Annotated in this window: 22 protein-coding genes and 1 riboswitch; of the genes, 14 read left to right on the plus strand and 8 right to left on the minus strand. The window is 42.5% G+C overall.

The features are described from left to right. Nucleotides 1-43 precede the first annotated feature (43 nt). The 3 genes from scfB (at nucleotide 44) to recJ (ending at nucleotide 5,688) form a co-directional block, all read left to right on the plus strand. Complete coding sequence (gene scfB, locus NQ503_RS05970; RefSeq protein WP_171030281.1) at nucleotides 44-1,408, plus strand: thioether cross-link-forming SCIFF peptide maturase; 1,365 nt, start codon at nucleotides 44-46, stop codon at nucleotides 1,406-1,408. A gap of 24 nt (nucleotides 1,409-1,432) precedes the next feature. Then, nucleotides 1,433-3,841 (plus strand): protein translocase subunit SecDF, encoded by a 2,409-nt coding sequence (locus tag NQ503_RS05975; protein WP_005426487.1) that lies wholly within the window; start codon nucleotides 1,433-1,435, stop codon nucleotides 3,839-3,841. 134 nt (nucleotides 3,842-3,975) lie between these two features. After that, nucleotides 3,976-5,688: a single-stranded-DNA-specific exonuclease RecJ gene (gene recJ, locus NQ503_RS05980; RefSeq protein WP_005426486.1), complete on the plus strand. Its 1,713-nt coding sequence runs from the start codon at nucleotides 3,976-3,978 to the stop codon at nucleotides 5,686-5,688. 564 nt (nucleotides 5,689-6,252) lie between these two features. Here the strand turns inward: recJ and NQ503_RS05985 are convergent. Genes NQ503_RS05985 through NQ503_RS06015 form a run of 7 tightly spaced genes read right to left on the minus strand, consistent with a single transcriptional unit; the run spans nucleotide 6,253 to nucleotide 11,107 of the window. Beyond that, nucleotides 6,253-7,314, minus strand: a complete 1,062-nt coding sequence (locus tag NQ503_RS05985) for a type IV pilus twitching motility protein PilT (RefSeq protein ID WP_005426485.1) — start codon at nucleotides 7,312-7,314, stop codon at nucleotides 6,253-6,255. Further along, nucleotides 7,307-7,801, minus strand: a complete 495-nt coding sequence (locus NQ503_RS05990; protein ID WP_005426484.1) for a hypothetical protein — start codon at nucleotides 7,799-7,801, stop codon at nucleotides 7,307-7,309. Before NQ503_RS05990 ends, NQ503_RS05985 begins: the two co-directional genes overlap by 8 nt. Further along, nucleotides 7,798-8,253 carry a hypothetical protein gene (locus NQ503_RS05995; protein ID WP_005426482.1) on the minus strand — a complete coding sequence of 152 codons (456 nt, stop codon included), beginning with the start codon at nucleotides 8,251-8,253 and terminating at the stop codon, nucleotides 7,798-7,800. Before NQ503_RS05995 ends, NQ503_RS05990 begins: the two co-directional genes overlap by 4 nt. After that, the gene (locus tag NQ503_RS06000; protein ID WP_005426481.1) at nucleotides 8,250-8,747 is read right to left on the minus strand and encodes a DUF4860 domain-containing protein; all 498 of its coding nucleotides are present in this window, start codon (nucleotides 8,745-8,747) and stop codon (nucleotides 8,250-8,252) included. The genes NQ503_RS05995 and NQ503_RS06000 overlap by 4 nt, the downstream gene beginning before the upstream one ends. Next, the gene (locus NQ503_RS06005; protein WP_005426480.1) at nucleotides 8,744-9,106 is read right to left on the minus strand and encodes a hypothetical protein; all 363 of its coding nucleotides are present in this window, start codon (nucleotides 9,104-9,106) and stop codon (nucleotides 8,744-8,746) included. Before NQ503_RS06005 ends, NQ503_RS06000 begins: the two co-directional genes overlap by 4 nt. Before the next feature lie 12 nt (nucleotides 9,107-9,118). Continuing rightward, nucleotides 9,119-10,162: a type II secretion system F family protein gene (locus tag NQ503_RS06010; protein WP_005426479.1), complete on the minus strand. Its 1,044-nt coding sequence runs from the start codon at nucleotides 10,160-10,162 to the stop codon at nucleotides 9,119-9,121. 18 nt (nucleotides 10,163-10,180) lie between these two features. Next, the gene (locus NQ503_RS06015) at nucleotides 10,181-11,107 is read right to left on the minus strand and encodes a transglutaminase-like domain-containing protein (RefSeq protein ID WP_044925909.1); all 927 of its coding nucleotides are present in this window, start codon (nucleotides 11,105-11,107) and stop codon (nucleotides 10,181-10,183) included. A gap of 175 nt (nucleotides 11,108-11,282) precedes the next feature. Beyond that, a riboswitch (cyclic di-GMP riboswitch) is annotated at nucleotides 11,283-11,366 on the plus strand. 187 nt (nucleotides 11,367-11,553) lie between these two features. On the opposite strand from NQ503_RS06015, the gene NQ503_RS06020 reads away from it, so the two are divergent. The 9 genes from NQ503_RS06020 to aspS all read left to right on the plus strand — a co-directional run bounded on the left by NQ503_RS06020 (nucleotide 11,554) and on the right by aspS (nucleotide 21,532). After that, nucleotides 11,554-11,880, plus strand: a complete 327-nt coding sequence (locus NQ503_RS06020; RefSeq protein WP_005426477.1) for a hypothetical protein — start codon at nucleotides 11,554-11,556, stop codon at nucleotides 11,878-11,880. Nucleotides 11,881-11,887: 7 nt separating this feature from the next. Beyond that, nucleotides 11,888-12,565, plus strand: coding sequence for an anthrax toxin lethal factor-related metalloendopeptidase (locus NQ503_RS06025; protein ID WP_242650173.1), 678 nt, complete (start codon nucleotides 11,888-11,890; stop codon nucleotides 12,563-12,565). A 195-nt stretch (nucleotides 12,566-12,760) separates the two neighbouring features. Continuing rightward, a complete protein-coding gene (locus NQ503_RS06030; RefSeq protein ID WP_005426474.1) occupies nucleotides 12,761-13,285 on the plus strand; it encodes an adenine phosphoribosyltransferase in 525 nt (174 codons plus the stop codon). A gap of 95 nt (nucleotides 13,286-13,380) precedes the next feature. Continuing rightward, on the plus strand, nucleotides 13,381-15,672 hold the full coding sequence (locus tag NQ503_RS06035; RefSeq protein WP_044925999.1) for a RelA/SpoT family protein: 2,292 nt from the start codon (nucleotides 13,381-13,383) through the stop codon (nucleotides 15,670-15,672). A 19-nt stretch (nucleotides 15,673-15,691) separates the two neighbouring features. Further along, nucleotides 15,692-16,321 (plus strand): MBL fold metallo-hydrolase, encoded by a 630-nt coding sequence (locus tag NQ503_RS06040; protein ID WP_005426472.1) that lies wholly within the window; start codon nucleotides 15,692-15,694, stop codon nucleotides 16,319-16,321. Next, nucleotides 16,293-17,843 (plus strand): coproporphyrinogen dehydrogenase HemZ, encoded by a 1,551-nt coding sequence (gene hemZ / locus NQ503_RS06045; RefSeq protein ID WP_005426471.1) that lies wholly within the window; start codon nucleotides 16,293-16,295, stop codon nucleotides 17,841-17,843. Before NQ503_RS06040 ends, hemZ begins: the two co-directional genes overlap by 29 nt. A 9-nt stretch (nucleotides 17,844-17,852) precedes the next feature. Then, nucleotides 17,853-18,443: an HD-GYP domain-containing protein gene (locus tag NQ503_RS06050; protein WP_334290511.1), complete on the plus strand. Its 591-nt coding sequence runs from the start codon at nucleotides 17,853-17,855 to the stop codon at nucleotides 18,441-18,443. A 12-nt stretch (nucleotides 18,444-18,455) separates the two neighbouring features. Further along, the gene (hisS, locus tag NQ503_RS06055) at nucleotides 18,456-19,706 is read left to right on the plus strand and encodes a histidine--tRNA ligase (RefSeq protein WP_005426469.1); all 1,251 of its coding nucleotides are present in this window, start codon (nucleotides 18,456-18,458) and stop codon (nucleotides 19,704-19,706) included. A 23-nt stretch (nucleotides 19,707-19,729) separates the two neighbouring features. Then, nucleotides 19,730-21,532 (plus strand): aspartate--tRNA ligase, encoded by a 1,803-nt coding sequence (aspS, locus tag NQ503_RS06060; protein ID WP_005426467.1) that lies wholly within the window; start codon nucleotides 19,730-19,732, stop codon nucleotides 21,530-21,532. A gap of 75 nt (nucleotides 21,533-21,607) precedes the next feature. Here aspS and NQ503_RS06065 read toward each other — a convergent pair whose 3' ends face one another. Further along, nucleotides 21,608-22,768 carry a hypothetical protein gene (locus NQ503_RS06065; RefSeq protein WP_005426465.1) on the minus strand — a complete coding sequence of 387 codons (1,161 nt, stop codon included), beginning with the start codon at nucleotides 22,766-22,768 and terminating at the stop codon, nucleotides 21,608-21,610. Between the two features lie 259 nt (nucleotides 22,769-23,027). Here NQ503_RS06065 and NQ503_RS06070 point away from each other — a divergent pair, with 259 nt between their 5' ends. Together NQ503_RS06070 and NQ503_RS06075 are read left to right on the plus strand one after the other, a co-directional pair. Beyond that, nucleotides 23,028-24,542 (plus strand): efflux RND transporter periplasmic adaptor subunit, encoded by a 1,515-nt coding sequence (locus NQ503_RS06070; RefSeq protein ID WP_055056519.1) that lies wholly within the window; start codon nucleotides 23,028-23,030, stop codon nucleotides 24,540-24,542. After that, nucleotides 24,539-25,216, plus strand: coding sequence for an ABC transporter ATP-binding protein (locus tag NQ503_RS06075; protein WP_005426461.1), 678 nt, complete (start codon nucleotides 24,539-24,541; stop codon nucleotides 25,214-25,216). Before NQ503_RS06070 ends, NQ503_RS06075 begins: the two co-directional genes overlap by 4 nt. Nucleotides 25,217-25,218 lie beyond the last annotated feature (2 nt).

A 25,218-nucleotide genomic window follows, 5' to 3' on the forward strand; every position in this document is an offset into this window, starting at 1 on the left:
TATTCTTATGAACAAAAAGTTACAGGAAAGGATTTTCAGAAAGATGAGTCTGATTCATAGATATCAGAGCAATGGCTATAACATTGTTCTGGATATTAACAGTGGATGTATTCATCTGGTAGACCTTGTAACATACGAAGTTCTTCCTTTTATGGAAGAGGGACTTTCAGAGCAGGAGATTGTTGACAAATTAAAAGATCAGTATCCTGAGGCTGATATCCGTACTTCTGTTTCCGAGTGTGAGAAACTGAAAGAACAGGGTATGCTGTTTACCAGAGATATATACGAAAACATTATTGATGAATTTACAGAGAATCGGCAGACAGTAGTAAAGGCACTGTGCCTGCACATTGCCCATGATTGTAATCTGGCCTGTCGATACTGTTTTGCCGAAGAAGGAGAGTATCACGGAAGAAGAGCACTGATGTCCTTTGAAGTAGGAAAGAAAGCTCTTGATTTCCTGATCGCCAATTCCGGATCCAGAAAGAACTTGGAAGTGGATTTCTTCGGGGGAGAGCCTCTGATGAACTGGCAGGTTGTCAAAGACCTGGTAGCATACGGAAGAGAGCAGGAGAAACTCCATAATAAAAAATTCCGTTTTACACTGACAACGAACGGTGTTCTTCTCAATGATGAAGTTATGGAGTTCTGTAATAAAGAAATGGGAAATGTTGTTCTCAGTGTGGACGGACGTAAAGAAGTTCATGATTATATGAGACCTTTCCGCAAAGGAGCTGGAAGTTATGATCTGATCATTCCGAAATTCCAGAAATTTGCGGAATCCAGAAATCAGGACAAGTATTATGTGCGTGGTACATTTACACATCATAATCTCGATTTTTCAAAAGATGTTCTGCACCTTGCAGATCTTGGTTTTAAACAGATCTCTGTTGAACCGGTAGTTGCAGCTGATACAGAGGAATATGCAATCAGAGAAGAGGATATTCCTCAGATCATGGAAGAATACGATGCACTGGCAAAAGAAATGATCGCCAGAGAAAAAGCCGGAAAAGGTTTCAACTTCTTCCACTTTATGATTGACCTGACCGGTGGACCTTGTGTCTACAAACGTCTCTCAGGATGTGGTTCAGGAACCGAGTATCTTGCAGTAACTCCTTGGGGTGATTTTTATCCGTGTCATCAGTTTGTTGGTGAAGAGCAGTTCCTTATGGGAAATGTGGATGAGGGAATCACACATCCGGAGATCCGTGATAAGTTTGGTAAATGTAATGTTTACACAAAAGAAGCTTGTAAAGACTGCTTCGCAAGATTTTACTGCAGTGGTGGCTGTGCTGCCAATGCTTATCATTTTCAGAAAGATATAAATGGCAATTATGGTATCGGATGCGAACTTCAGCGTAAGAGAGTGGAGTGCGCAATCATGATAAAGGCCGCATTAGCGGAATAAAATAATGCAAGAAGGGAAAGAACAATGAAGAAAAGCAAAGGAATTGTTGTGCTGCTTCTGACCGCCATTATCACAGTCTTTCTGTGTTACACGGCCGGGATTGGCCTCGGACCAACAGGTACCGGTTCTGCAAAAAACATTAAGACCGGCCTGGACCTGTCTGGTGGTGTAAGTATCACCTATCAGGCAAAAGACAGCAACCCAAGTGCAGAAGACATGTCAGATACTGTTTATAAACTCCAGAAGCGTGTTGAACAGTACAGTACAGAAGCACAGGTGTACAAAGAAGGAAGCGACCGTATCGCTGTAGAGATTCCTGGTGTTACAGATGCAGATGCGATTCTGAATGACCTTGGAAAACCGGGTTCTCTGTGTTTTATCACAATGACAGATGATGACGGTAATGCAAACTTCTCCAGTACAGGAAGCGGTTATGTACTGGCAAGAAGTCTGGACGAGATTCGTGAATCCGGATCCGTCGTTCTGGAAGGTACAGATGTAAAAGATGCCCAGGGTGGTGCATTCCAGTCTGACAAAAACAGCTCCAGAGAGTATGCAGTCAGCCTGACACTTACAGATGAAGGTAAGACAAAATTTGCAGATGCTACAGAAGCAAACGTAGGAAAACAGATTGCGATCGTTTATGACAATCAGATCTTAAGCGCACCGAAGGTAAACGAAGCAATCACAGGTGGACAGGCACAGATTACTGGTATGTCCAGTGTGGAAGAAGCACAGAATCTTGCTTCCTATATCCGTATCGGTTCTCTGAGCATCGAACTGGAAGAACTTCGTTCCAGCGTAGTTGCTGCACAGCTTGGTGAAGAAGCAATCTCCACCAGTGTTATGGCTGGTCTGATCGGTCTTGTTATTGTAATCATCTTCATGATTATTATGTATCGTCTGCCGGGTGTTGTTGCCGGTGTGGCACTGATCCTGTATACAGCGATCGTACTCATTACATTGAATGCATTTGACATCACACTGACTCTTCCGGGTATCGCAGGTATCATTCTTGGTATTGGTATGGCGGTTGATGCGAACGTTATCATTTACGCACGTATTCAGGAAGAAATCGCAGCCGGAAACTCTGTAAGAGCTTCTATTAAATCCGGTTTCTCAAAAGCGTTCAGCGCAATCTTCGATGGAAACATCACAACCCTGATCGCATCTCTCGTGCTGATGTGGCTTGGTTCCGGTACTGTTAAGGGCTTTGCTTATACACTGGCTCTTGGTATCGTAGTTTCCATGTTTACAGCTCTGGTTGTATCACGTTTTGTTATGAATGCTCTTTATGCAGTAGGATTCCATGATGAGAAATTCTACGGTCGTGCAAAACAGCGTAAAGTATTCAATGTTGTTGGAAAACGAAAAGTATTTTTCATTATTTCCATCATTCTGATCTTAAGTGGTCCGGTTGCAATGGCAATCCATCACAACGTAGATGGAACAGCTCTGAACTATGCACTTGACTTCTCAGGTGGTACTGCAACAACTGTAACATTCAACGAAGACATGGATATCAAGCAGATTGACTCTGAAGTAACTCCTGTCGTTGAAGAAGTTACAGGTGATAAGAATGTACAGCCGACTAAAGTTGTAGGAACGAATCAGGTAGTTATCAAGACGCGTACGCTTTCTCAGGAAGAACGTGAGAAACTGGATAATGCACTTGTTGAGAAATTTAATGTAGATGATTCTCTGATCACAACAGAAAGTATTTCTTCTACAGTAAGTTCCGAGATGAGAAGAGATGCAGTTGTTGCCGTGATTGTGGCTACACTCTGCATGCTTGCTTACATCTGGTTCCGTTTCAAAGATATCCGTTTCGCAAGCAGTGCAGTACTTGCCCTGCTGCATGACGTACTGGTTGTATTTGCATTCTATGGAATTTCCAGAATTTCCGTAGGTAATACCTTCATTGCCTGCATGCTTACCATCGTAGGTTATTCTATCAACGCAACGATCGTTATCTTCGACCGTATTCGTGAGAATACGAAGGGAAGCAGATCAAACCTTGAAGAGATCGTTAATGAAAGTATCACACAGACACTTACAAGAAGTATGTACACTTCTTTCACAACTTTCGTAATGGTAGCTGTTCTGTACATCATGGGTGTATCTTCTATACGTGAGTTCGCAGCTCCTCTGATGGTAGGTGTTATCTGTGGAGCTTACTCTTCTGTATGCATCACAGGTGCTCTGTGGCTGGTAATGAAACGCTATTATAAGAAACCTGTTGCACAGGCTGTAGCAGCAAAGAATACTGCAGCTCCTGCAAAACAGAATAATAACAGCCAGGATACAAAATCCGGAAAGAAAAATTCAGATCAGCCGAAAAAGAAAAACCGCAAGAGAGTAGCAGAACGTCTGGCGGCACAGGAAGCAGCGGCAAAAGAAAATGCTTCAAATGATGAAAATAAGGATGCATAATCCGAAACATAAAAAGTAACAATTAAGTTGCTGTGAACGGAGTGAACAGTAACACATCTCAGATCCCGGGACAGACTGCTGCCCCGGGATTTGTGTTTTAATAATGGATAGGTTGATAAACAGAGAGGATCATTATGGAAAAGTGGATGGTATATAATAAGAAAGCAGATTTTCAAAAAATAGGCAGTGAATTTGGAATTGATCCTGTGATAGCGAGATTGATACGAAACCGTGATATACAGGATATGAAAGAGATTCGTTCCTATTTATATGGAACACTTGCGGAAATTCCATCCCCATGGAAGATGAAGGATATGGAACGTGCAGTGCAGATCCTTCAGAAAAAAATTACGCAGAAAAAAAAGATCCGAATCATCGGAGATTATGATATAGATGGCGTGACAGCTACCTGCATTTTGTTGAAAGGTCTGAAACGACTTAATGCAAATGTGGATACTTACATTCCGGACAGAGTAAAAGACGGATATGGAATGCATGAGCAGCTGATCGATAAAGCACTGGAAGATGGAATTGATACGATACTGACCTGCGATAATGGGATTGCAGCTGCGGCTGAAATAGAATACGCAAAAAAAGAAGGACTCACTGTGATCGTTACGGATCATCATGATATTCCTTTCCGCGATACAGAGGATGGAAGAATCTGGATCATTCCGAAAGCAGATGCAGTGGTGAATCCGAAACAGAATGACTGTCTGTATCCGAATAAAAATATCTGCGGGGCGGTGGTTGCGTGGAAACTGATCTGGGCGTTATATGAAAGATTAGGGATTGACAGTGATGAGATATGGGATTTTCTTGAATTGGCAGCAATTGCAACAGTAGGTGATGTCATGGATCTGCAGGGAGAGAACAGGATCATTGTAAAGGAAGGATTGAAAAAACTTTCTTCTACTTCTTTTGAAGGGCTGAAAGCACTGATTTGTGTGAATAATCTTGAAGGTGCAGAGATTACGGCATATCATGTAGGGTTTGTTATTGGCCCATGTATCAATGCAAGCGGACGGCTTGATACAGCAGCAAGATCTCTGGAACTGCTTCTTGCGGATAATATGGAAGATGCAATGAAGCTTGCGGATGATCTGTATGATCTGAATCAGAGCAGAAAAGCCATGACAGAGCAAGGAAAAGGACAGGCGATTCAGAGCATTGAGGAAAATAATCTCGGTAAGGACCGAGTGTTGGTAGTGTATCTTCCAGACTGTCATGAGAGCCTTGCTGGTATTATTGCAGGACGGATCCGTGAAGCATATAATAAGCCGGTGTTTGTGCTGACGAAAGGATCTGATGGAGTAAAGGGAAGCGGACGGTCAATCGAGGCCTACTCTATGTATGAGGAACTGGTGAAATGCAGTGATCTGCTCATGCAGTTTGGCGGTCATCCGATGGCAGCCGGACTTTCAATGGAGGAAAAAAATGTAGAACTTTTCCGCAGACGCCTGAATGATAACTGTACCCTTACAGAACAGGATCTGATTCCCAAAATTATGATCGATGTGCCAATGCCGATTTCCTATCTTTCCAAAAAACTGACAGAACAGTTAAAGGTGCTGGAACCATTTGGTAAAGGGAACTCGAAACCTTTGTTTGCACAGAAAAATCTTCGGGCAGTGGGGATTCGTGTTTTTGGCAGAAACAGGAATGTGGCAAAGATGCTTCTTATAGATGGAAATGGAATAAAGATGGATGCAGTATATTTTGGAGAAGCACAGGAATTCGTGGATTTTGTACAGGCGCATGATACCATATCTGTTACATATTATCCTGAAATTAATGTTTTTCAGGGAAGAGAAAACCTGCAGGTGGTCATAAAGAATTATTGTTGATTTTGGCACTGAAATAAGGGAAAAGTATGGAGTTTCGTAAAGTTTTCGTAAATACACTGTATGATAATGTAAATTGCACACAAAATTGCACATAATTTCGACAAATATGATATTTTAGCATAAAATTAAACATCTGGTTCGTCAAATTCTACAGCTAAGACTGCAGTTAATACTGCAGTTAAGACAGGAGATAATACACCGATTCTTCAATCATTTCGTGATTATTCTTCTGGCAGCAATTGTAGCAATTGTAGTTTTTGTAAAAAAACGTTTCGGAGGCAAAAAGAGCTGATACTTGATCAGAAAAAAATAAGCAATAAAAAAATCCGTTTCAGGTGATAAGCCTGAGACGGATTTTTTATGTAATAGGAAATTACTCCGTAATGTTCCTATTACATAAAAACGCTCCGCGAGGATGCGACCAGATGCATGAGGAATATGTCTGCTGAAGCAGACCGCATCTGGCGCGCAAAGCGTAACAAGTCCCTCAAAGATTGAGGGATTCAGGGAGTTTGAAGCGGACTTGTCCGCTTTGTTCTGTGAGGAAGATTCCAAAAGAAAAAATCATCCAAGTCTTCTGCGGAGCATTTCCGGATTCATTGCGTAGTTGATGGCAGTTTCTTTTGTGATGCGTCCATTTTTGTACAATTCAAAAAGGCTTTGATCCATGGAGCGCATCTGTCCGGGACTGGAAGAAATGACACCGTCGATCTGATGAATTTTATTATCACGGATCATATTCCGGATAGCGGGAGTAAGACGCATAATCTCAAAAACAGGAATATTTTTGCCGTTGACATCCGGAACCAGCTGTTGAGAAATGACAGCCTGAAGCACCATAGAAAGCTGCATAATGATCTGATGCTGCTGGGATGGTTCAAAAACATCTATGATACGGTTGAGCGAATTTGAGGCTCCGAGTGTGTGCAGACTGGAAAGGATGAGATGACCGGTCTCGGCAGCTGTCATGGCAGTCTGAATGGTTTCGTGATCACGCATTTCGCCAAGAAGAATGACATCCGGGCTCTGGCGAAGGGTAGCACGCAGGGAAGTAATATAATTTTCCGTATCAGTGCATATCTCACGCTGGCTTACGATACAACGATCGTGTCGATGCAGGTATTCCAGAGGATCTTCCAGCGTAATGATATGCCCTTCGCGAGAATGGTTGATTCGATCGATAAGGCAGGCCATGGTTGTGGATTTTCCGCTTCCGGCAGATCCGGTTACAAGAACCATGCCTTTTGTCAGATTGGCAATACTCATGACATCCTCGGGAATAGAAAGCTCGGCGGGATCCGGCAGCTGGAAAGCGATAACACGTATGACTGCTGCCAGAGAACCACGCTGTTTGTAAGCATTGATACGAAAACGTGACAGACCTGGAATAGAAAAGGAAAAGTCATCGTCACCGGTATTGTGCAGTCGTGAGATATCACGGTTATTCGCCATCTGATAAATTGCTTCGAGAATTTCACTGGTCTGTTCCGGCATCAGACGGTCACCATAGGTGGAAAGACGTCCATCGGTTTTTATAGAAAGTGGACGTCCTGCAATAATAAAAATATCTGAAGCGTGCAGATCTGCTGCCTTAGAGAGAAATTCCAGAGTTTGTTCTTTATTCATGAGTGCCTCCTTTATAAACAGACTGACTGGTGTCCGGAGTCCAGGAAGCCGTGGTGTCTGTTTTCCATTGTAATATTTGTATCAGAGAATCCCCGGATTTCTCCGGGTATAAAACCTTCAGGCAGACAGTGAGCTGCTGAGTGTCAGAGAGTGATTCGGCGAAAAGCAATGTCTGCTTTTCCTCGTCAAAAGTAAGCTCAGAATGATCCTTGCAGAATTGTCCGACAAGGGCAAGATAATTCTTCTGATCGGTGGCCTGCCGGTAGGCATCTGTGAGTTCTGTCTGAATCTCATTGATAACTGTGGAAGCCTGACTGCAGGCATTATAATAATCTTCTGTCTGTTGCATGGAATTACGGGCGGTGTTTAATTCTGAACGGGAATTTCCGAGTGTCAGCAAAGAAAGCACTGCAAGACAAAGCACGGAAAAGATCAGAAACAGAGAGGGAATTCCCGTGGCAGTAAAAAAGCTGTTGTGGTCTTTCATGAGCTGGCCTCCTTGTCTGAATTTTCAATAATAGGAAAAACCAGATCAATCGTGTAAATCTGTATATCATTTGTGGCGTGATAGAAAGTAAGGGTTCCCTGTCTGGGGTTCGCTGTTTCGTGTAATGTAAGTTCCATTTTATAGGAAGCCTGTGAATCGGAACAGAGTTGCCAGGAACTGTCATAGTACCATTCGATGAGATTGTCCTGAATCTGTCCATCAGGAAACAGTGAGACAAAGCTTTTTGCGGTTCCGTCACTGTCTTCCAGAATTTCACCGACGGAAGTTGTGAGCGTTTGTATATGACGCCATTCCTGAGCCTGTATATGATTTTTTTTTGCAGCAGCAAAGAGACGGATACAGGCAGCGCTGGAAAGTGCCAGAAAAAGCAGAACAAAGATCATTTCCATTAAAAAGAGACTTGTTTTTGAATGTGCGGATATTTTTTTCATGATGCCTCCTTGGAAACGGAATTCTGATGGAGATAAAAAGTTTCTTTGTTTCCTTCAGAATCTTTTAATTCAAAAGAATAAAAACCAGGTCTGCTTTCAGAAATCTGAAAGTCAGAAAGTTGAGCAATCGTTGTTCCGGCAGATGCATTGGCAGAAGAACTGTCTGAAGTAAAGAGTTCTTTCAGATTACCCTGATCAAGATAAATATAAGTGATGTAATCCTGATCATTCAGTGTATCACGAAAACAAAGGGCAGAAAGATTATCCAGTTTGCCGGTGAAAATTCCATTTACTGTGTCATGCTGTCTGAACTTGGTTGTAAGATAGGAAACAGCAGTACCGAGAGTATTTTCTGCATTTGTATTTTTTACAGTCTGCTGATAAATGCGTGCTGAAAAAAACAGCATGAGCAAAAGAAAAAGAACAAAAATGCCAAAAAGCAGAAGAGAAGCCAGTTCAGCAACTGGATGTCTGGTGATAAGCCTTTTTTTCATTTGGCAGCCCCCTTTCCATGTCCGGCAGTATCGGACAGCAGAATTACACTTATATAAGGAAGCAGGTTGGAACCGTTTGGGGTATATTCGACAACAAAACGAGAGCGGTCATAAGTTATGTGGTAATCATTCAGAATCTGGTCCAGACTTTCTGGATATTGACCATTCATGGCATATGACCGGATAGCACCATTTTCAAGTGCCTGTTCCAGTGCCTGTTGTTCTTTGTGAAGGGTTTCATCGGATGCAAAGCTGACACTGATGAAAAAAATGCTGCTGATCAGAATGAGAAAGCATAAAGGTAGTAACAGACTGAATCTGCGTAAAAATTTTTTTCTGTGGCTGTCAAAGAGTTCCATTTATAGCTCACCTCACAATGCAATATCAGAGAGAATACCCAGAAGCGGCATCATTACAGAAAGCAGAACGAGACCGACAAGCAGGGACAGGATGATGACAATCGTTGGCTCAACGATGGAGATTGCTTCCGAAATCAGATCAACTGCTTTTTCACGATATTTTACGGAAAGCTGATTAAGTGCCTCATCTGCCGAACCAGATTGAAAACCAACAGAAATCAGTCTTCCCTCCATACCGGTAAAAAGTTTGGAATCTGTCAGTGCCTGATAAAACGGAGTGCCTTCTTCCAGTAAATGACCTGTTTCTTCCAGTCGCTTCAAAATCAGAGGATGTGAAACCATTTCAGCAGACAGCTCAAGACTTGTATCTGGAGTGAGACCGCTTTTCAGCCCGAGAGAAAGTCCCTGTGCAAGACGCCCGTAATCGGCAGCCAGTGGGATATCGCGAAAGACTGGTAAGTGGTAAGCTGCGTTTCTCAGATAAATGTGTCCTTTTTCGCTCAGACTGAGAAAAAGAATCAGACCAACCAAGAGAACTACCAATATCAGGAAAATACCGGAATAATTGCTGAGAATACTCCCGGCTTTCAGTAATCCAAGAGAAAGCGTATTCATTTCCATACCCATCTGCTGAAAGACCTGCTGAAATACAGGAAGTACCTTTACAAGAAGAACGACAATAACGATTCCCATCATTCCAAGCATGATCAGGGGATAGGTAACTGCACTTCGAATCTGTTCGGAAACTTCCTGTTCCTGTTCATAGTGCAGAGTCAGGCTGTTCAGAATTTCGTCCAGGCATCCTGTTTCTTCACCGGTCTTTATATAAGAAACAGAAGAATGGGGAAATCTTCCGGAAGTTTCCATTGCCTGTGTAAGACTTCCGGTTTCTTCCATGGAAGTGAGCAGCGCGGTGATGATTTCACGGTCTGTATCCGTCTGACTTTCATCTTGAAGAATCGCCAAGCCTTCTGTTACAGAAATGCCTGAATGAATCAGCATTCCAAGCTGTCCGAAAAAGTTACTGAGCTCCCGGGCTGTTAATGTGTATTTCATAAAAAATCTCCTTTGCCATTAACGTGTGAATTGTACAGTGTAATTGCTTTCGTCTCCAATGTAATCCTGAATAGCTTCTTTGTCATCGCTATTAGAATCAAAGGTAGGATCCATAAGTGTCCAGGTATCTCCTTTAAAGGATACTGCCTGATTGACCCAGCCTTTGGAGCGTATATATACATCGATCCAGGCATGCTTGATATCTCCGGCATAACCAATCTGAAGTTTGCATGGAATATCACAGCTTCGGAGCATGGCCGTGGTGAGCGCGGCATAATCAAAACAGATGCCGGTGCCTGTTTTCAGGGTTTCATCGACATCGGGAAGATATCCGGTGGTCACAGTATCTGCTTTTTCATAATCATAAGTCAGATTTGACACAACATAATCGTAAATCTGCTGCAATGCATCTACATCAACGGTGTCCTCATCGATCAGGGAGAGCGCAAGCTGGCTGGCTTTGCTGTCCGGTGTAAAGTTTACATATTGATTTGGATAGAGAAAAGGCAGAAAATCATTTTCAAGCTGTACGGTAACTGTTTCGCTGTAAAGAGCTGCATACTGGTCACCCTGTACCTGTTGGTAACCGGTAATTGTGTAATCACCGCTGCCTTCTGTAAAAGTGACGATTGCGGATTCTCCGGGTGCAATAAAATAAGAATAAAGTACACCAGAAGGAGAAATGATCTGCAAACTGCATGTCAGGTCAGAAGAATCGGACTGGGCAATAAAGTAGCCCTGGCTGATATTGGATACATCCAGTATCATAGGCGATGAGCCAAGAGTTTCTTTTCCAGTGGCTTCAGGAACAAGAACCTGGAGCGGGGAATAGACAGGGGGTTCATCTTTTTGTTGCGAAGAAGATCCGCAGCCTGAAATAAATATTAACAGAAAAGGCAGACACAATAGCATGGCAAGGAGTCGTAAGCGAATGAATCGGTTCATGTGACTGCTCCTTGATAATATGAAATATTTACTTGTGTTTGTTTTGAGTTAAGTATAGCAGAGTAGATGTTTACAGGCAATATTCCTTAAGAGGTTTTTGATTTTTTGAATTATTACAGAAATGTGAAATATACAGGAAAAAACGTTGACATTCACTGAAGAAAAAACTATACTTATAGCATAAAGGCAAACCTGCTGAAAGGCAGGGACGCAAAGCCACGGGTCTAAGGTCGTGAGACTAAGGCAGCCGGTTGCCGCATTAAATTCCGATTTAATGACGTATTATGGACTACAGAAGAGAGAATCTGAATTAACATATGCGGCCGTTTAATTTAATTAAACGGTTTTTTTGTGTGTTAAAATATGAATAACTCTGATGTTCCGGCGACTGGATTGCTGTGAACAATATTGTATTTCATACGTCGATATCTGAAAGGTGTGATAATATGAAAAGAAAAATGAAAATCAAAGAATTCCTTACGAGGAAAAAAGTTGCAGCAGGATGTGTTGCAGCAGCCGCGGTGATTGCCGCAGGAAGTTTTTCGATGGTGATGCAGTCTTCTGACATACCAGAACTTTCCAGTTATACGGATCCGGTGATCGAAACAACAATTACCGGTGATGATACTCCGCTGGCATCAAAGCCAAAGGTAACAACGAAGACAAAAAGAAAAACGAAGACAACGAGAAAGAAAGTAAAACTGAAAAAAGCATCGAAGAAGTCATACACCAAAAAAGAAAAAAACAACTACCAAAACCAGGAAGAGTGGTAAGAAGACTGTGAAGACACAGACAACTGTACAGACAGCAACGACTGAGAAGTACACAAAGAAATCCAAACAGAAAGTTGTCACACAGAAAATAGTAACAACAGTCAAGACTACAACAACAGTTGCAGCTTCACAGCAGAATGCGCAGACGCAGGAAGTTTCATTCCAGAGTTCCGGAACTCAGAACTCTGGTTCAGCAAAGACCTCCAGTCAGAAGGCATCCAAGCATACGATCAGCAATGTTGCTTCTATTGCACCGAAGATGGACAGCAGAGTACTGAATGCGTATGCAAGAATGGGATTTACGGTAACGGTTGATCCGAATGCCGCTTATGCAGGACATTTTGATGCAAGATCACGAAGCATCACGATCCAGGAAGCAGATGAGACAATTTATCATGAGCTTGGACATTTCCTTGCATTTATTGCAGGCAACGTAGATCAGAGCAGTGCATTCGCATCTGTATATAACAGTGAAAAAGCGAAATTCACAGGATATAACAAAGCATATGCAACACAGAATGCTGCGGAATATTTTGCTGAATCTGTGAAGGATTATATGCTGAATGGAGCTGCACTGAGCAGCCAGCGCCCGAATACATATAAGGCGATCCAGTCAGCATTGAATACAGTAACAACTGCCAGAGCAGATGTAATACTGAAAGCTTACTCTTCAATCTGGAGCTAATAAAAGAACAATTAAGAATTAGAAAGGCTGCCTGCCTGTGAGCAGGTGGCTTTTTTATGTTGCAGAAAATTACTTCATAATTTACACAGAATGGTCTGAACAGCCGACAAAATGGGTTAGTCATTGATTCTGTCACAAAAAAGTGATATAATTATAAACCAGATTTATATGTAAAGAAAAGCGAGGTACGCAAAAATGAAAAAAATAGAAGATTACGTAAGAAGTATCCCGGATTTTCCGGAACCGGGTATTATTTTCAGAGACATTACAAGTGTTCTGCAGGATGCAGATGGACTTCAGCTTGCAATTGATTCCATGCAGGACTGTCTCAAGGATACGGATGTAGATGTGATCGTAGGAACTGAATCCAGAGGCTTTATCTTTGGTGTGCCGATTGCATATAATCTTCATAAACCATTTGTACCGGTTCGCAAAAAAGGCAAACTTCCATGTGAGACTGTTTCCAGAAGCTATGATCTGGAATATGGAAGTGCAACTATAGAGATGCACAAAGACTCTATCAAACCAGGACAGAAAGTAGCAATCATTGATGACCTGATCGCTACCGGTGGTACGGTGGAAGCTGCAATTAAGCTGGTAGAAGAACTTGGCGGTGAAGTAGTCAAAGTTGTTTTCCTTATGGAGCTTGCAGGATTAAAAGGACGCGAAAGACTCGCTGGTTATGATGTGGCTTCTGTGATCAGATACGAAGGTAAATGATTCTGCGGCGGCAACAGCGTGAACAGTAATAAATAACGGCAGGCAGGTGGGAGATAATGGCAGATAAGAAAGAGAATGTACAGCTTGAAAAAACAATGGACAAGGCAGAACAGGAAAAGCTTGAATCCGTAAAAAAAGCAGATGCAGCGGTCAAAACCATGCAGGATTTTACCAGTCCGGAGGTTTTGTATGAGGAGCTGATAGCCAGTGTGAAGAAATATCACCCTTCTACGGATATTTCCATGATACAGAAAGCCTACGAAGTGGCCAGGGAAGCCCACAAAGATCAGAAGCGAAAATCAGGAGAGCCGTATATCATACATCCTCTTTGTGTGGCAATCATACTTGCAGATCTTGAGCTGGACAAAGAAACGATCGTTGCAGGTCTTCTTCATGATGCAGTTGAAGATACCTGGATGACAATAGAAGAAGTAGAGAAGGAGTTCAGTGCAGAAGTTGCACTTCTGGTGGATGGCGTTACCAAACTGGGACAGTTAAGCTATTCAGCTGATAAAGTAGAACTTCAGGCAGAAAACCTTCGAAAGATGTTTCTTGCCATGGCAAAGGATATCCGTGTTATTCTGATCAAGCTTGCAGACCGCCTGCATAATATGCGCACCCTGCAGTATATGAGACCGGAGAAACAGCAGGAAAAAGCCCGTGAAACGATGGATATTTATGCACCGATCGCTATGAGACTTGGTATCTCCAAAATCAAAGTAGAGCTGGATGACCTTTCGCTGAAATATCTGAAACCAGATGTATACTATGATCTGGTGGATAAAGTTGCTCTTCGTAAAAGTGAACGACAGGAGTTTGTAAACAATATCGTCAAACAGGTCAAGCAGCATATGGATGAGGCATCCATTAAAGCGCAGGTTGACGGAAGAATCAAACATTTCTTCAGTATCTATAAAAAGATGGTCAACCAGGACAAGACGATCGATCAGATTTATGATCTGTTTGCAGTACGTATCCTGGTAGATACTGTCAAAGACTGCTATGCGGCACTTGGCGTCATCCATGAGATGTATAAACCGATTCCGGGCAGGTTCAAGGACTATATTGCCATGCCGAAGCCAAATATGTATCAGTCTCTGCATACGACGCTGATCGGCCCGAACGGACAGCCATTTGAAATTCAGATCCGCACATTTGAGATGCACAAGACTGCGGAATATGGTATTGCTGCACACTGGAAATACAAAGAATCATCCGATGGTAAAGTACCTGTTGATAAGAGAGAAGAAGAGAAACTGAACTGGCTGCGTCAGATTCTGGAATGGCAGAAAGATATGTCTGACAACAGAGAATTTATGAGTCTTCTTAAGAATGACTTAGATCTTTTTGCAGACAGTGTTTATTGTTTCACACCGCAGGGAGATGTCAAGAACCTGCCAAATGGATCTACACCGATTGATTTTGCCTACAGTGTACACAGTGCTGTTGGTAACCGTATGGTTGGGGCGCGTGTCAATGGTAAACTGGTTCCAATTGAGTATCAGATCAAAAATGGGGACCGTATTGAGATCATTACTTCACAGAATTCACAGGGACCGAGCCGTGACTGGCTGAATCTTGTCAAGAGCACACAGGCAAAGAATAAGATCAATCAGTGGTTCAAGAAAGAACTGAAAGAAGATAACATCCTGAAAGGCAAAGACATGCTGACACAGTATGCCAAGTCCAAAGGATATAAACTTGGAATCTATACAAAACCGCAGTTCCTGGAATCCGTTATGCGTAAATATGGATTCCGTGACTGGGATTCTGTACTGGCTGCAATCGGCCATGGTGGTCTGAAAGAAGGACAGGTCTTCAATAAGCTGATGGAAGCTTATGATAAAGAAAATCAGAAGAATCTTACAGACGAGCAGGTATTGGAGGCTACTGGGGAAGCACAGGAGAAACTGCATGTTACCAAAAACAAAGGTGGTATCGTTGTAAAAGGTATCCATGATGTTGCAGTTCGTTTTTCAAAGTGCTGCAGTCCGATCCCGGGAGACGAAATCGTTGGATTTGTTACAAGGGGACGGGGAATTACCATTCATCGTACAGATTGTGTGAATGTGCTGAATATGTCGGAAATGGATCGATCCCGTCTGATCGAAGCTGAATGGCAGCCAACGGACAATAAAGGTTCTGAGAAATATATGGCTGAGATTCAGGTCTATGCAAATAACCGTACTGGTCTTCTGGTGGATCTTTCCAAAATCTTTACAGAGAGAAAGATTGATATGAGAAGCATTAACAGCCGTACAAGCAAGCAGGAAAAGGCGACGATTTCAATCAGCTTTGAGATTGGAAGCAAAGAAGAGCTTTCATCACTTGTTGCCAAGATACGTCAGGTAGAAAGTGTGATCGATGTAGAACGTACAACCGGTTGATTTAGATGAGGATAATAGTATGAAAAGACTGGATTTACAGAAATGTATTGTTGGAAGTGTGTTTACGAATTGTTACTTCCTGAAAAATAAAGAAACAGAAGAAATGCTGATCGTTGATCCGGGCGATAATGCCGACAGAATCGAACAGAAGGTTCTTGAAATGCAGGGCAGACCGGTTGCAATTCTTCTGACACATGGTCATTTTGACCATATTCTTGCAGCAGAAGAAATCAAAAAGAAATATAATATTCCAATTTATGCATGTGCCAAAGAAGAAAAGACGCTGCAGGATCCAAGAATCAATCTGACAGCATTTCACATGAGCAGCTATACATTGAAGGCGGATGTCTATCTTACGGATCTTCAGGTTGTGGAACTGGCAGGTTTTTCGGTTCAGATGATCGAGACTCCCGGACATACGTTAGGAAGCTGTTGCTATTATTTGAAAGATGAAGGAGTTTTGTTCAGCGGAGATACTGTTTTCTGTGGGTCGGTGGGAAGAACTGATTTTCCGGAGGGAAGCACCGCGGCAATTGTAAACAGTCTGCACAGACTGCTGGAAGCACTTCCGGATAATACGGAAGTTTATCCGGGACATGATACGTCAACAACGATTGGTTATGAAAAGAGGTATAATCCATTTGTATAAGATTGGTATTCTGTTTCAGGACAGAGAGTTTGAACACGATATATATGAACTGATCCGTGCGTTTTATCCGGGAAGTGAGATCTGTTCTTTCTATGAAGAAGAGGAAGCGGGCTGTGATCTTTATTTTCGAATTGAAAAGCAGGGTGATTCCTGTGTGATCCGGTATGAGGACCATGAGAATAAAGGCGTGACAAGTGCAGAGTTTATAGAAGGGCAGTCTTCGGATGCCCTTATTTCTTGTGTGGATGCTGATGACAGTGAGGCAAAAGAACGTGCACATGCGATTCGTAAGGAGCGTAAGGATATTGTTAAGATTGCACTGTACAAGTTATTAGTAAAGCTGACGGGGAAAACACTTCCTTGGGGAAACCTGACAGGTATCCGGCCGGCGAAACTTGCAATGGGACTGATTGAATCTGGTATGAAGAATACGGAAGCGGCACAGGAAATGAGAGAGCGCTATATGGTGAGTCCGCAGAAAACAGCACTTGCGATCACAATAGCGAACAGAGAAAGAGAGATTCTCAAAGATATTGATTATGAAAATGGTTACAGTCTGTATGTGGGAATCCCGTTCTGCCCGAGTATATGTCTTTACTGTTCTTTCAGTTCCTATCCATTGAAACAGTGGAAGAACCGTGTGAACCAGTATCTGGAAGCACTTTGCAAAGAGATAAAAGAAGTTGCTGCAATCATGAAAGCAAAAGGCAGAAAACTGGATACGGTTTATATTGGAGGAGGTACACCGACAACGCTGGAACCGGAGCAGCTGAAAGTCCTTCTGGATGCACTGATGGAGAATTTTTGCTGCGAGAATCTTGCAGAATTTACGATTGAAGCAGGAAGACCGGACAGTATTACCAGAGAAAAGCTGATGATGATCCGCAATTATCCGATTACAAGGATTTCTGTAAATCCACAGACGATGAATCAGGAAACGCTGGATATTATTGGAAGACGTCATACAGTAGAGGAAACAAAGCAGGCATTTATGCTTGCAAGAGAGTGTGGTTTTGACAACATCAATATGGATCTGATCGTTGGTCTGCCTGGAGAAGATAAGATAATGGTAGAAAACACATTGAATGAAGTGAAAGCACTTGCACCAGACAGCATAACCGTACATTCCCTTGCTGTTAAGAGGGCAGCACGACTGAATATTTTTAAAGATAAATATCAGGAAATGACTTTTGAGAACAACCAGGAGATCATGGACATGACCATGAAAGTAGCCTACGAAATGGAAATGGGCCCTTATTATCTGTACAGACAGAAGAATATGAAGGGAAATTTTGAGAATGTTGGCTATGCAAAGGTTGACAAAGCCGGGATTTACAATATACTAATTATGGAGGAAAAACAGCCGATCATCGCTTTGGGGGCCGGCGGTTCTTCCAAGCTTGTCTTTGATCAGGGCAAACGTATTGAACGTGTGGAAAATGTCAAAGATGTTACAAATTACATTGACCGTATTGATGAAATGATAGAACGAAAACGCAAAGGAATCAATACCTGGTTATGACAGCAGGAGGTGGACGTATTGCAGACAGCAGAGAAAGAGCCGGGACAGGCGGAAATATTCAAGTCTGGTGACAGATTGCTGGATTTTGATCTTTCTGAGGAACTGAATCATGGAATTGCTGTCAGTAATCTTGCGTATGCTGTAGCTGCCGAACTGGGGCAGGACGAGGAGTTCTGTTATCAGATGGCGATTGCCGGAATGCTCCATGATATTGGGAAGCTGAAGCTTACCGGCTATATCAACGGACAGGAAAATGATCCCCTTCTGATAGAAGAACTGAAGTATGTCCGTATGCATTCTTCGCTGGGATATGAAGAACTGAAGAATCAGGGGTATTCAGAGCTGGTACTTCAGAGTGTTTTGTATCATCATGAAAATTATGATGGCAGCGGCTATCCGTCGAATCTCAGAGGGGACAGCATTCCGCTTGGGGCCAGAATTTTGCGTGTCTGCGATGTTTATGCGGCACTGAGCTCAGACAGACCTTACAGAAGAGCGTTTGATGTCAGTACAGTGATAGAGCTTATGATCGATGAGATCAAAAATTTTGATATGGAAGTTTTTCTTGCATTTCAGAGAGTTGTACACAATAACAAATAACAGGAGGACAGTATGGCGTTAAAGAAGAAACCGGTTACCGGTATGAAAGACATTTTACCAAAAGAGATGGAAATTCGTAATTATGTGATGAACATGATTCGTGAAACATATGGAAAATTTGGATTTTCTGCAATTGAGACACCATGTGTGGAACATATCGAAAATCTCAGCAGCAAACAGGGTGGAGAGAATGAGAAACTGATCTTCAAGATTCTGAAACGAGGAGAAAAACTGAAACTGGATACAGCAGAGTGTGAGGCTGATCTGGTTGATTCAGGCCTTCGTTATGATCTGACTGTACCGCTTTCCAGATATTATTCCAACAATGCAGGACAGCTTCCGACTCCGTTTAAGGCACTTCAGATGGGCAATGTCTGGAGAGCGGACCGTCCGCAGAGAGGCCGTTTCCGCCAGTTTATGCAGTGTGATATTGATATTCTTGGTGAGCCTACTTATCTTGCAGAAATTGAACTTGTCATGGCAACAACGACATTGCTTGGCAAACTGGATTTCCATAATTTCACGATCCGTATCAATGACCGAAAAATCCTGAAAGCTATGGCACAGTACAGTGGATTTCCGGAAGGTAGCTTTGATACAGTTTTCATCATTCTGGACAAGATGGACAAGATTGGTCTGGAAGGTGTAGCTGAAGAACTGGAAAAAGAAGGTTTCAGCAAAGACAGTATTGATATCTATCTTGGTATGTTCAAAGAAATTACAACTGATATTGAAGGCGTACGTTACTGCAAAGAAAAACTGAGTGATGTTCTGGATCCGAAAGTAGCAGAAGATCTTGAGACCATCATCACAGCAGTTGATTCTGTGAAAAATGCAGACTTTAAGATTTCCTTTGATCCGACTTTGGTTCGTGGAATGTCTTACTACACAGGTCCGATCTTTGAGATCGCAATGGATGAGTTTGGCGGTTCTGTTGGTGGCGGTGGACGTTATGATGAGATGATCGGTAAATTCACCGGACAGAATACATCTGCATGCGGATTTTCCATTGGATTTGAGAGAATCGTTATGCTGCTTCTGGAGAGAGGGTATGAAATCCCGACAAATGCAGCTAAGAAAGTGTATCTGATCGAGAAGAACATGCCGGCTGATAAACTTCTTCCGATTCTGAAACAGGCAGAAGAAGAACGTAAGAATGGTGTTCAGATCAACATTTCTATCATGAAGAAAAATAAGAAATTCCAGAAGGAACAGATGACAGCGGAAGGATATACAGAATTTGTAGAATTCTTTAATAAATAAGTGCTTCAAAAAGGAGAAAAATCATGGCTGAAAGTATGAAAGGTCTGCACAGGACATGCCGATGTGCAGAAGTAACAAAGGATATGGTCGGCAGCAAAGTAACCCTGATGGGATGGGTGCAGAAGGCACGTAACAAAGGAGGTCTTGTCTTTGTTGATCTTCGTGACCGTTCCGGTATCATGCAGGTGATCTTTGAAAATGGCAGCATTGACCAGGAAGGTTTTGAAAAAGCAGGCAAACTGAGAAGTGAGTTTGTAATCGCAGTTACCGGTACAGTTGAGAATCGCGGTGGTGCTGTAAATGAAAATCTTGCTACAGGTGCACTGGAACTCCGTGCAGAATCTTTAAGAATTCTCGCAGAGTCTGAGGTTCCGCCTTTCCCGATCGAAGAGAACAGCAAGACAAAAGATGAAATTCGTCTGAAATACCGTTACCTTGACCTGAGAAGACCGGACCTTCAGAGAAATTTGATGATGAAGAGCAAAGTAATGATGCTTACCCGTAAATTCTTCACAGATGAAGGATTCCTGGAAGTTGAGACACCAATGCTTGGTAAGAGTACACCGGAAGGTGCGAGAGATTATCTTGTTCCGTCCAGAATTCACCCAGGTTCTTTCTACGGCCTTCCACAGTCTCCGCAGCTGTACAAACAGCTTCTGATGTGCTCCGGATATGACCGTTACATTCAGATCGCACGTTGTTTCCGTGATGAGGACCTTCGTGCAGATCGTCAGCCGGAATTTACACAGATCGATATGGAGCTTTCCTTTGTAGACGTAGACGATGTTATCGATGTAAATGAGCGATTCCTTGCTTATCTGTTTAAAGAAGTTCTGGATGTGGATGTCAAGCTTCCAATTCAGAGAATTACATGGCAGGAAGCTATGGACCGTTTCGGTTCTGACAAACCGGATATGCGTTTTGGTATGGAACTGCATGATGTAAGTGAAGTAGTGAAAGATTGCGGATTCGTAGTATTCAAGAATGCACTGGAGGCTGGTGGAAGTGTCCGTGGTATCAATGCAGAAGGCCAGGGAAGCATGCCTCGTAAGAAGATTGACAAGCTTGTTGATTTCGCCAAGACTTATGGTGCAAAAGGTCTTGCTTACATCGCTATTGCAGAAGATGGTACACGCAAATCTTCCTTTGCTAAATTCATGACAGAAGAAGAGATGGATGCTCTGGTTCAGGCGATGGAAGGTAAACCGGGAGATCTGCTTCTCTTTGCAGCAGACAAGAACAAAGTTGTATATGATGTTCTTGGTGCTCTTCGTGTAGAACTTGCAAAACAGATGGATCTTCTTGACAAAAACGAATATCGTTTCGTATGGGTAACAGAGTTCCCGCTTCTTGAATGGAGTGAAGAAGAAAACCGCTATACAGCAATGCATCATCCATTTACGATGTTGATGGAAGAGGATATCCCACTGATCGAGAGTGGAGATCTTGGAAAAATCCGTGCAAAAGCTTATGATATCGTATTGAACGGTAATGAGATCGGTGGAGGTAGTGTTCGAATCCATCAGAATGATATTCAGGAAAAAATGTTTGAGATGCTTGGATTTACGAAAGATGCAGCTTACAAACAGTTTGGTTTCCTTCTGAATGCATTCAAATATGGAGTTCCGCCTCACGCTGGACTGGCATATGGACTTGACCGTCTGGTTATGCTGATGGCAAAAGTTGACAGTATTCGTGATGTCATTGCATTCCCGAAGGTAAAAGATGCCTCCTGTCTGATGACAGAATCACCGAGTGTGGTAAGCGAACAGCAGCTTGAGGAACTTGGGCTTGAAACAGCTAAAGAAGAAACAACAGAAGAATAAGAGCAGCAAATAGGCTGCAGATATAAAAGAAAACGGCTGTCCCGGATGTGGGACGGCCGTTTTGAAGTATAAAAATTAGTTTTGTTCAGAGGAATCAGCGGTATCGTTTGCTTCTTCGGATACCGGAGTACTGCTGAGCGTTCCGAAAATGGCATTTCCGATTGCTGCATTGCTGTCCTGGAGTTTCCAGGAAACACCATCATTGGTAAGATGGAAAACAGCAGCAGTCTGTACAGTCGCTGTATTTGATTTGATTTTCGACAGAAGCAGCTGCATGGATTTTTCATAACGTTTGACAGAACCATCAATTACAGCATCGGCAGAACTCAGATAAGTATCCAGTTCATTCTGATAGGCAGTAAGGATCGCATTGCTGTCAAAGGTAGTGATCTTAGTCTGAATGACAGCATTGTAGCTTTCTTCGTCACAGCTGGAAATATTGAAATCAAAAGTAGAGTGAAAAAGCTCCACCAGTGCGGTAGCAATAGAATTCTTGTCTGTATCGGAAGTATTGAACAGGCTTTCGATTCCAAGATAATTGCCCATTTGTTCTGTATTCATTGTTTTAAGGGTATTCAGATAGACGGTCAGGGTTTCCTCAGGTGAGAGGAGGTTGTTATCAGACAGATAAGTCATCAGACCGCCGACAAGATTGTTCTCCAGGGAGTGTGAACGTATGATCTCCCATTCGTCTTTGTCATCATTACTTCCCTTATTACAAAGTTCCACAGTACATTCTCGTTCTACGGTAGCATAATTGTTATTGCTGAGGAGTTGATCCAGCAGGAGATAACGTTCTTCCATGGAATCTGTGTTTTTTTCTGTAGCCTGTTCTTCGCTGTCAGCCGCTTTGAGAATTGCATTTTTCAGAGAAGCTTCGCCGTAATCTTTGGCAAGAGAGGCTGCATCTATTGTGGATAAGCGCAGGGAAGCTGTGGCTTCTTTTTTATCGTTGTCGACGTTTACACTCAGAATTTCGTAATCAAAATTCTGGAAGAAGAGAGAAAAGACTTCTTTTACTTCATTTGAGAGTTTGATCTCTTTGGTAGCGTCGGGAAAAAGTTCTTTGTAGGATACATATTTCTGGGTCGTATCAGAGTCCAGATTTTTCAATAGATCCAGTTCATTTGTGATAACTGCCTGTACATCTGTCTTATCCACGTGGGAACAGCCGGTCAAACATATGACAGCCAGGATAATCAGCAGAAATGGCATCAGACCTTTTGCGATCTTCATAGGTATCTTTCCTTTCAAAAATAATCCTTTATATTTTATCAGATAAGCATGGAAAAGTCAAAAAATGGTAATTTTATGCTGTTTTGGAAGACATTTATGAAAATATTGTGAAAACCGGGATGATTTTGTACAGCTCTTTCATTTTCAGGTGTAATCTGATATGATATATAAGTTAAAAAGTGATTTTTACAAAGTAAACACATGAATAGTGTATCATTAAGTCAGTAATGTCTGGACTGATAGGAGGAAACACAGATTTATGAAAAAACGTATTTTAATCCTTCTCGGGATATTGATAATTGGTGGCGGCGCTGCTGCAGGAGTATGTTGGAAAATGGGCGTATTTGGTCAGCAGGAGACAAGTGGAGATTCTGTATATGTAACCAAAATAAGCGATCTTACCGGACAGACATCAGGAGTTTCCAACCGCTATGCAGGAGTAGTTGAGCCTCAGGAGACTGTTTCTGTAGAACTGGAGAGTGGACGGACAGTAAAAGAAGTCCAGGTTAAGACCGGTGATCAGGTCAAGAAAGGGCAGCTTTTGTTTGAATATGATCTGAGCAGCATTCAGGAGAGCCTGGAAGAAGCACAGCTTGACCTTGACCGCCTGAAAAATGAGGCAAGCAGTCTGAACGAGCGGATTGCCACGCTTGAAAAAGAAAAGAAAAAAGCAAGTCAGGATAATCAGCTTTCTTATACGATTGAGATTGAGACAAACAAAATGAATCTCAAGAAAAATGAATACAGTCAGAAAAGCAAGCAGGCTGAGATTGACAAACTCCAAAGCGCGACCGGCAATACAGAAGTCCGGAGTTCAATTGATGGTGTTATCCAGAAAATCGATACATCGAAGCTGACAACAGAGGATAACAGCAGCGTGGATGATACAGATTCAGGAGATTCTTCTTCTGATGATAGCAGCAGCGGGGGCAGCAATGCATTTATTACAATTCTGAGTACAGGTGCTTACCGTATAAAAGGTACAGTCAATGAATTAAATGTAAACAGCATTGTTGAGGGCGAACCGGTAATCATTCGATCTCGTGTGGATGACAGTCAGACCTGGAAGGGGACCATGGGAACGATTGATAAGGACAGTGCATCTTCCGGCAATAATAACAATTCTTTTTACGGAATGACGGACAGCAGTGATTCTCAGACGAGTACCAGTACTTATCCGTTTTATGTAAATCTCGATTCATCAGACGGGCTGATGCTTGGCCAGCATGTTTATATTGAGATGGATGAAGGACAGGAAAGTCAAAAGACAGGAATCTGGTTAAGTGAGGTTTATATTGTTGATGCAGATACAGACAGTCCGTATGTGTGGGCAGCAGATAAGAAGGGCAAACTGGAGAAACGTAGTGTGATTCTGGGACAGCATGATGAAGAACTTGGAGAATATGAGATTGCAGATGGTCTTTCCAAGGATGACTGTATAGCATATCCGTCTGATATACTTGAGGAGGGAATGTCTACGACGACTAATATAGAAGATGCAATGGATACAGGCAACATAGATATGCAGCCGCTGGATGATAGCAGCTTCAGTGAAGATCCTCTTCCGGATACGGCTGATACAGAGGGTGTCAGTGAATATGAAATGAGCGATGACGGAACCGTTGTTGATGATCCGGAAGCAGTTGATGACAGCATTGTGGATGACAGTTCATCGGATGAATCAATGAATATGACAGACGGAAGTTCCGATTCAGGTGAGATACTGGATGATAATCTTATGCCGGTAGAGGAGGATACGGAGGAAGCACAATGATTTTGGAATTAAAGGGAATCTTTAAGAACTATCAGCAGGGAAAGATGAGTGTGCCGGTTCTGAAGGACGTTAATTTTTCCATGGAAGAGGGAGAATATGTGGCAATCATGGGACCATCCGGATCAGGAAAAACAACACTCATGAATATTATAGGATGCCTGGATAAGCCGACAGAAGGGAAATTTTTTCTGGATGGACAGGACATTCTCAACTGTTCAGAAAATGATATGTCAGATATCCGACTTAATAAGATCGGATTTGTATTTCAGAGTTTCCACCTTCTTCCAAGACAGTCTGCGCTTGCTAACGTAGAACTTCCATTGAATTATGCCAAAGTCCCGAAGAAAGAAAGACGGGAGCGGGCAATGAAGGCACTGGAAAGAGTAGGACTTGCTGATCGTGTAGACTTTCAGCCGAACCAGCTTTCCGGTGGACAGATGCAGCGAGTTGCGATTGCCAGGGCAATCGTAAATAACCCCAAACTCCTTCTGGCAGATGAACCAACAGGAGCACTTGACAGTAAATCAGGTGCTCAGGTCATGGAGCTTTTCCAGAAGCTGAATGATGAGGGGGTTACAGTCCTTATGATCACTCATGATCCGGACATTGCTGCACATGCAAAGCGGGTTGTGATGATTCGCGATGGAGAGCTGAAGGAAAAAGAGGTGAAGTAGTT

It is taken from the genome of Blautia obeum ATCC 29174 (genome assembly GCF_025147765.1).
Classification (GTDB): domain Bacteria; phylum Bacillota; class Clostridia; order Lachnospirales; family Lachnospiraceae; genus Blautia_A; species Blautia_A obeum.

Coding starts and splice junctions, on each gene's coding strand:
- scfB (WP_171030281.1), top strand. CDS start 44: ATGAGTCTGATTCATAGATATCAGAGCAATGGCTATAACATTGTTCTG.
- NQ503_RS05975 (WP_005426487.1), top strand. CDS start 1,433: ATGAAGAAAAGCAAAGGAATTGTTGTGCTGCTTCTGACCGCCATTATC.
- recJ (WP_005426486.1), top strand. CDS start 3,976: ATGGAAAAGTGGATGGTATATAATAAGAAAGCAGATTTTCAAAAAATA.
- NQ503_RS05985 (WP_005426485.1), bottom strand. CDS start 7,314: ATGAATAAAGAACAAACTCTGGAATTTCTCTCTAAGGCAGCAGATCTG.
- NQ503_RS05990 (WP_005426484.1), bottom strand. CDS start 7,801: ATGAAAGACCACAACAGCTTTTTTACTGCCACGGGAATTCCCTCTCTG.
- NQ503_RS05995 (WP_005426482.1), bottom strand. CDS start 8,253: ATGAAAAAAATATCCGCACATTCAAAAACAAGTCTCTTTTTAATGGAA.
- NQ503_RS06000 (WP_005426481.1), bottom strand. CDS start 8,747: ATGAAAAAAAGGCTTATCACCAGACATCCAGTTGCTGAACTGGCTTCT.
- NQ503_RS06005 (WP_005426480.1), bottom strand. CDS start 9,106: ATGGAACTCTTTGACAGCCACAGAAAAAAATTTTTACGCAGATTCAGT.
- NQ503_RS06010 (WP_005426479.1), bottom strand. CDS start 10,162: ATGAAATACACATTAACAGCCCGGGAGCTCAGTAACTTTTTCGGACAG.
- NQ503_RS06015 (WP_044925909.1), bottom strand. CDS start 11,107: ATGAACCGATTCATTCGCTTACGACTCCTTGCCATGCTATTGTGTCTG.
- NQ503_RS06020 (WP_005426477.1), top strand. CDS start 11,554: ATGAAAAGAAAAATGAAAATCAAAGAATTCCTTACGAGGAAAAAAGTT.
- NQ503_RS06030 (WP_005426474.1), top strand. CDS start 12,761: ATGAAAAAAATAGAAGATTACGTAAGAAGTATCCCGGATTTTCCGGAA.
- NQ503_RS06035 (WP_044925999.1), top strand. CDS start 13,381: ATGGACAAGGCAGAACAGGAAAAGCTTGAATCCGTAAAAAAAGCAGAT.
- NQ503_RS06040 (WP_005426472.1), top strand. CDS start 15,692: ATGAAAAGACTGGATTTACAGAAATGTATTGTTGGAAGTGTGTTTACG.
- hemZ (WP_005426471.1), top strand. CDS start 16,293: ATGAAAAGAGGTATAATCCATTTGTATAAGATTGGTATTCTGTTTCAG.
- hisS (WP_005426469.1), top strand. CDS start 18,456: ATGGCGTTAAAGAAGAAACCGGTTACCGGTATGAAAGACATTTTACCA.
- aspS (WP_005426467.1), top strand. CDS start 19,730: ATGGCTGAAAGTATGAAAGGTCTGCACAGGACATGCCGATGTGCAGAA.
- NQ503_RS06065 (WP_005426465.1), bottom strand. CDS start 22,768: ATGAAGATCGCAAAAGGTCTGATGCCATTTCTGCTGATTATCCTGGCT.
- NQ503_RS06070 (WP_055056519.1), top strand. CDS start 23,028: ATGAAAAAACGTATTTTAATCCTTCTCGGGATATTGATAATTGGTGGC.
- NQ503_RS06075 (WP_005426461.1), top strand. CDS start 24,539: ATGATTTTGGAATTAAAGGGAATCTTTAAGAACTATCAGCAGGGAAAG.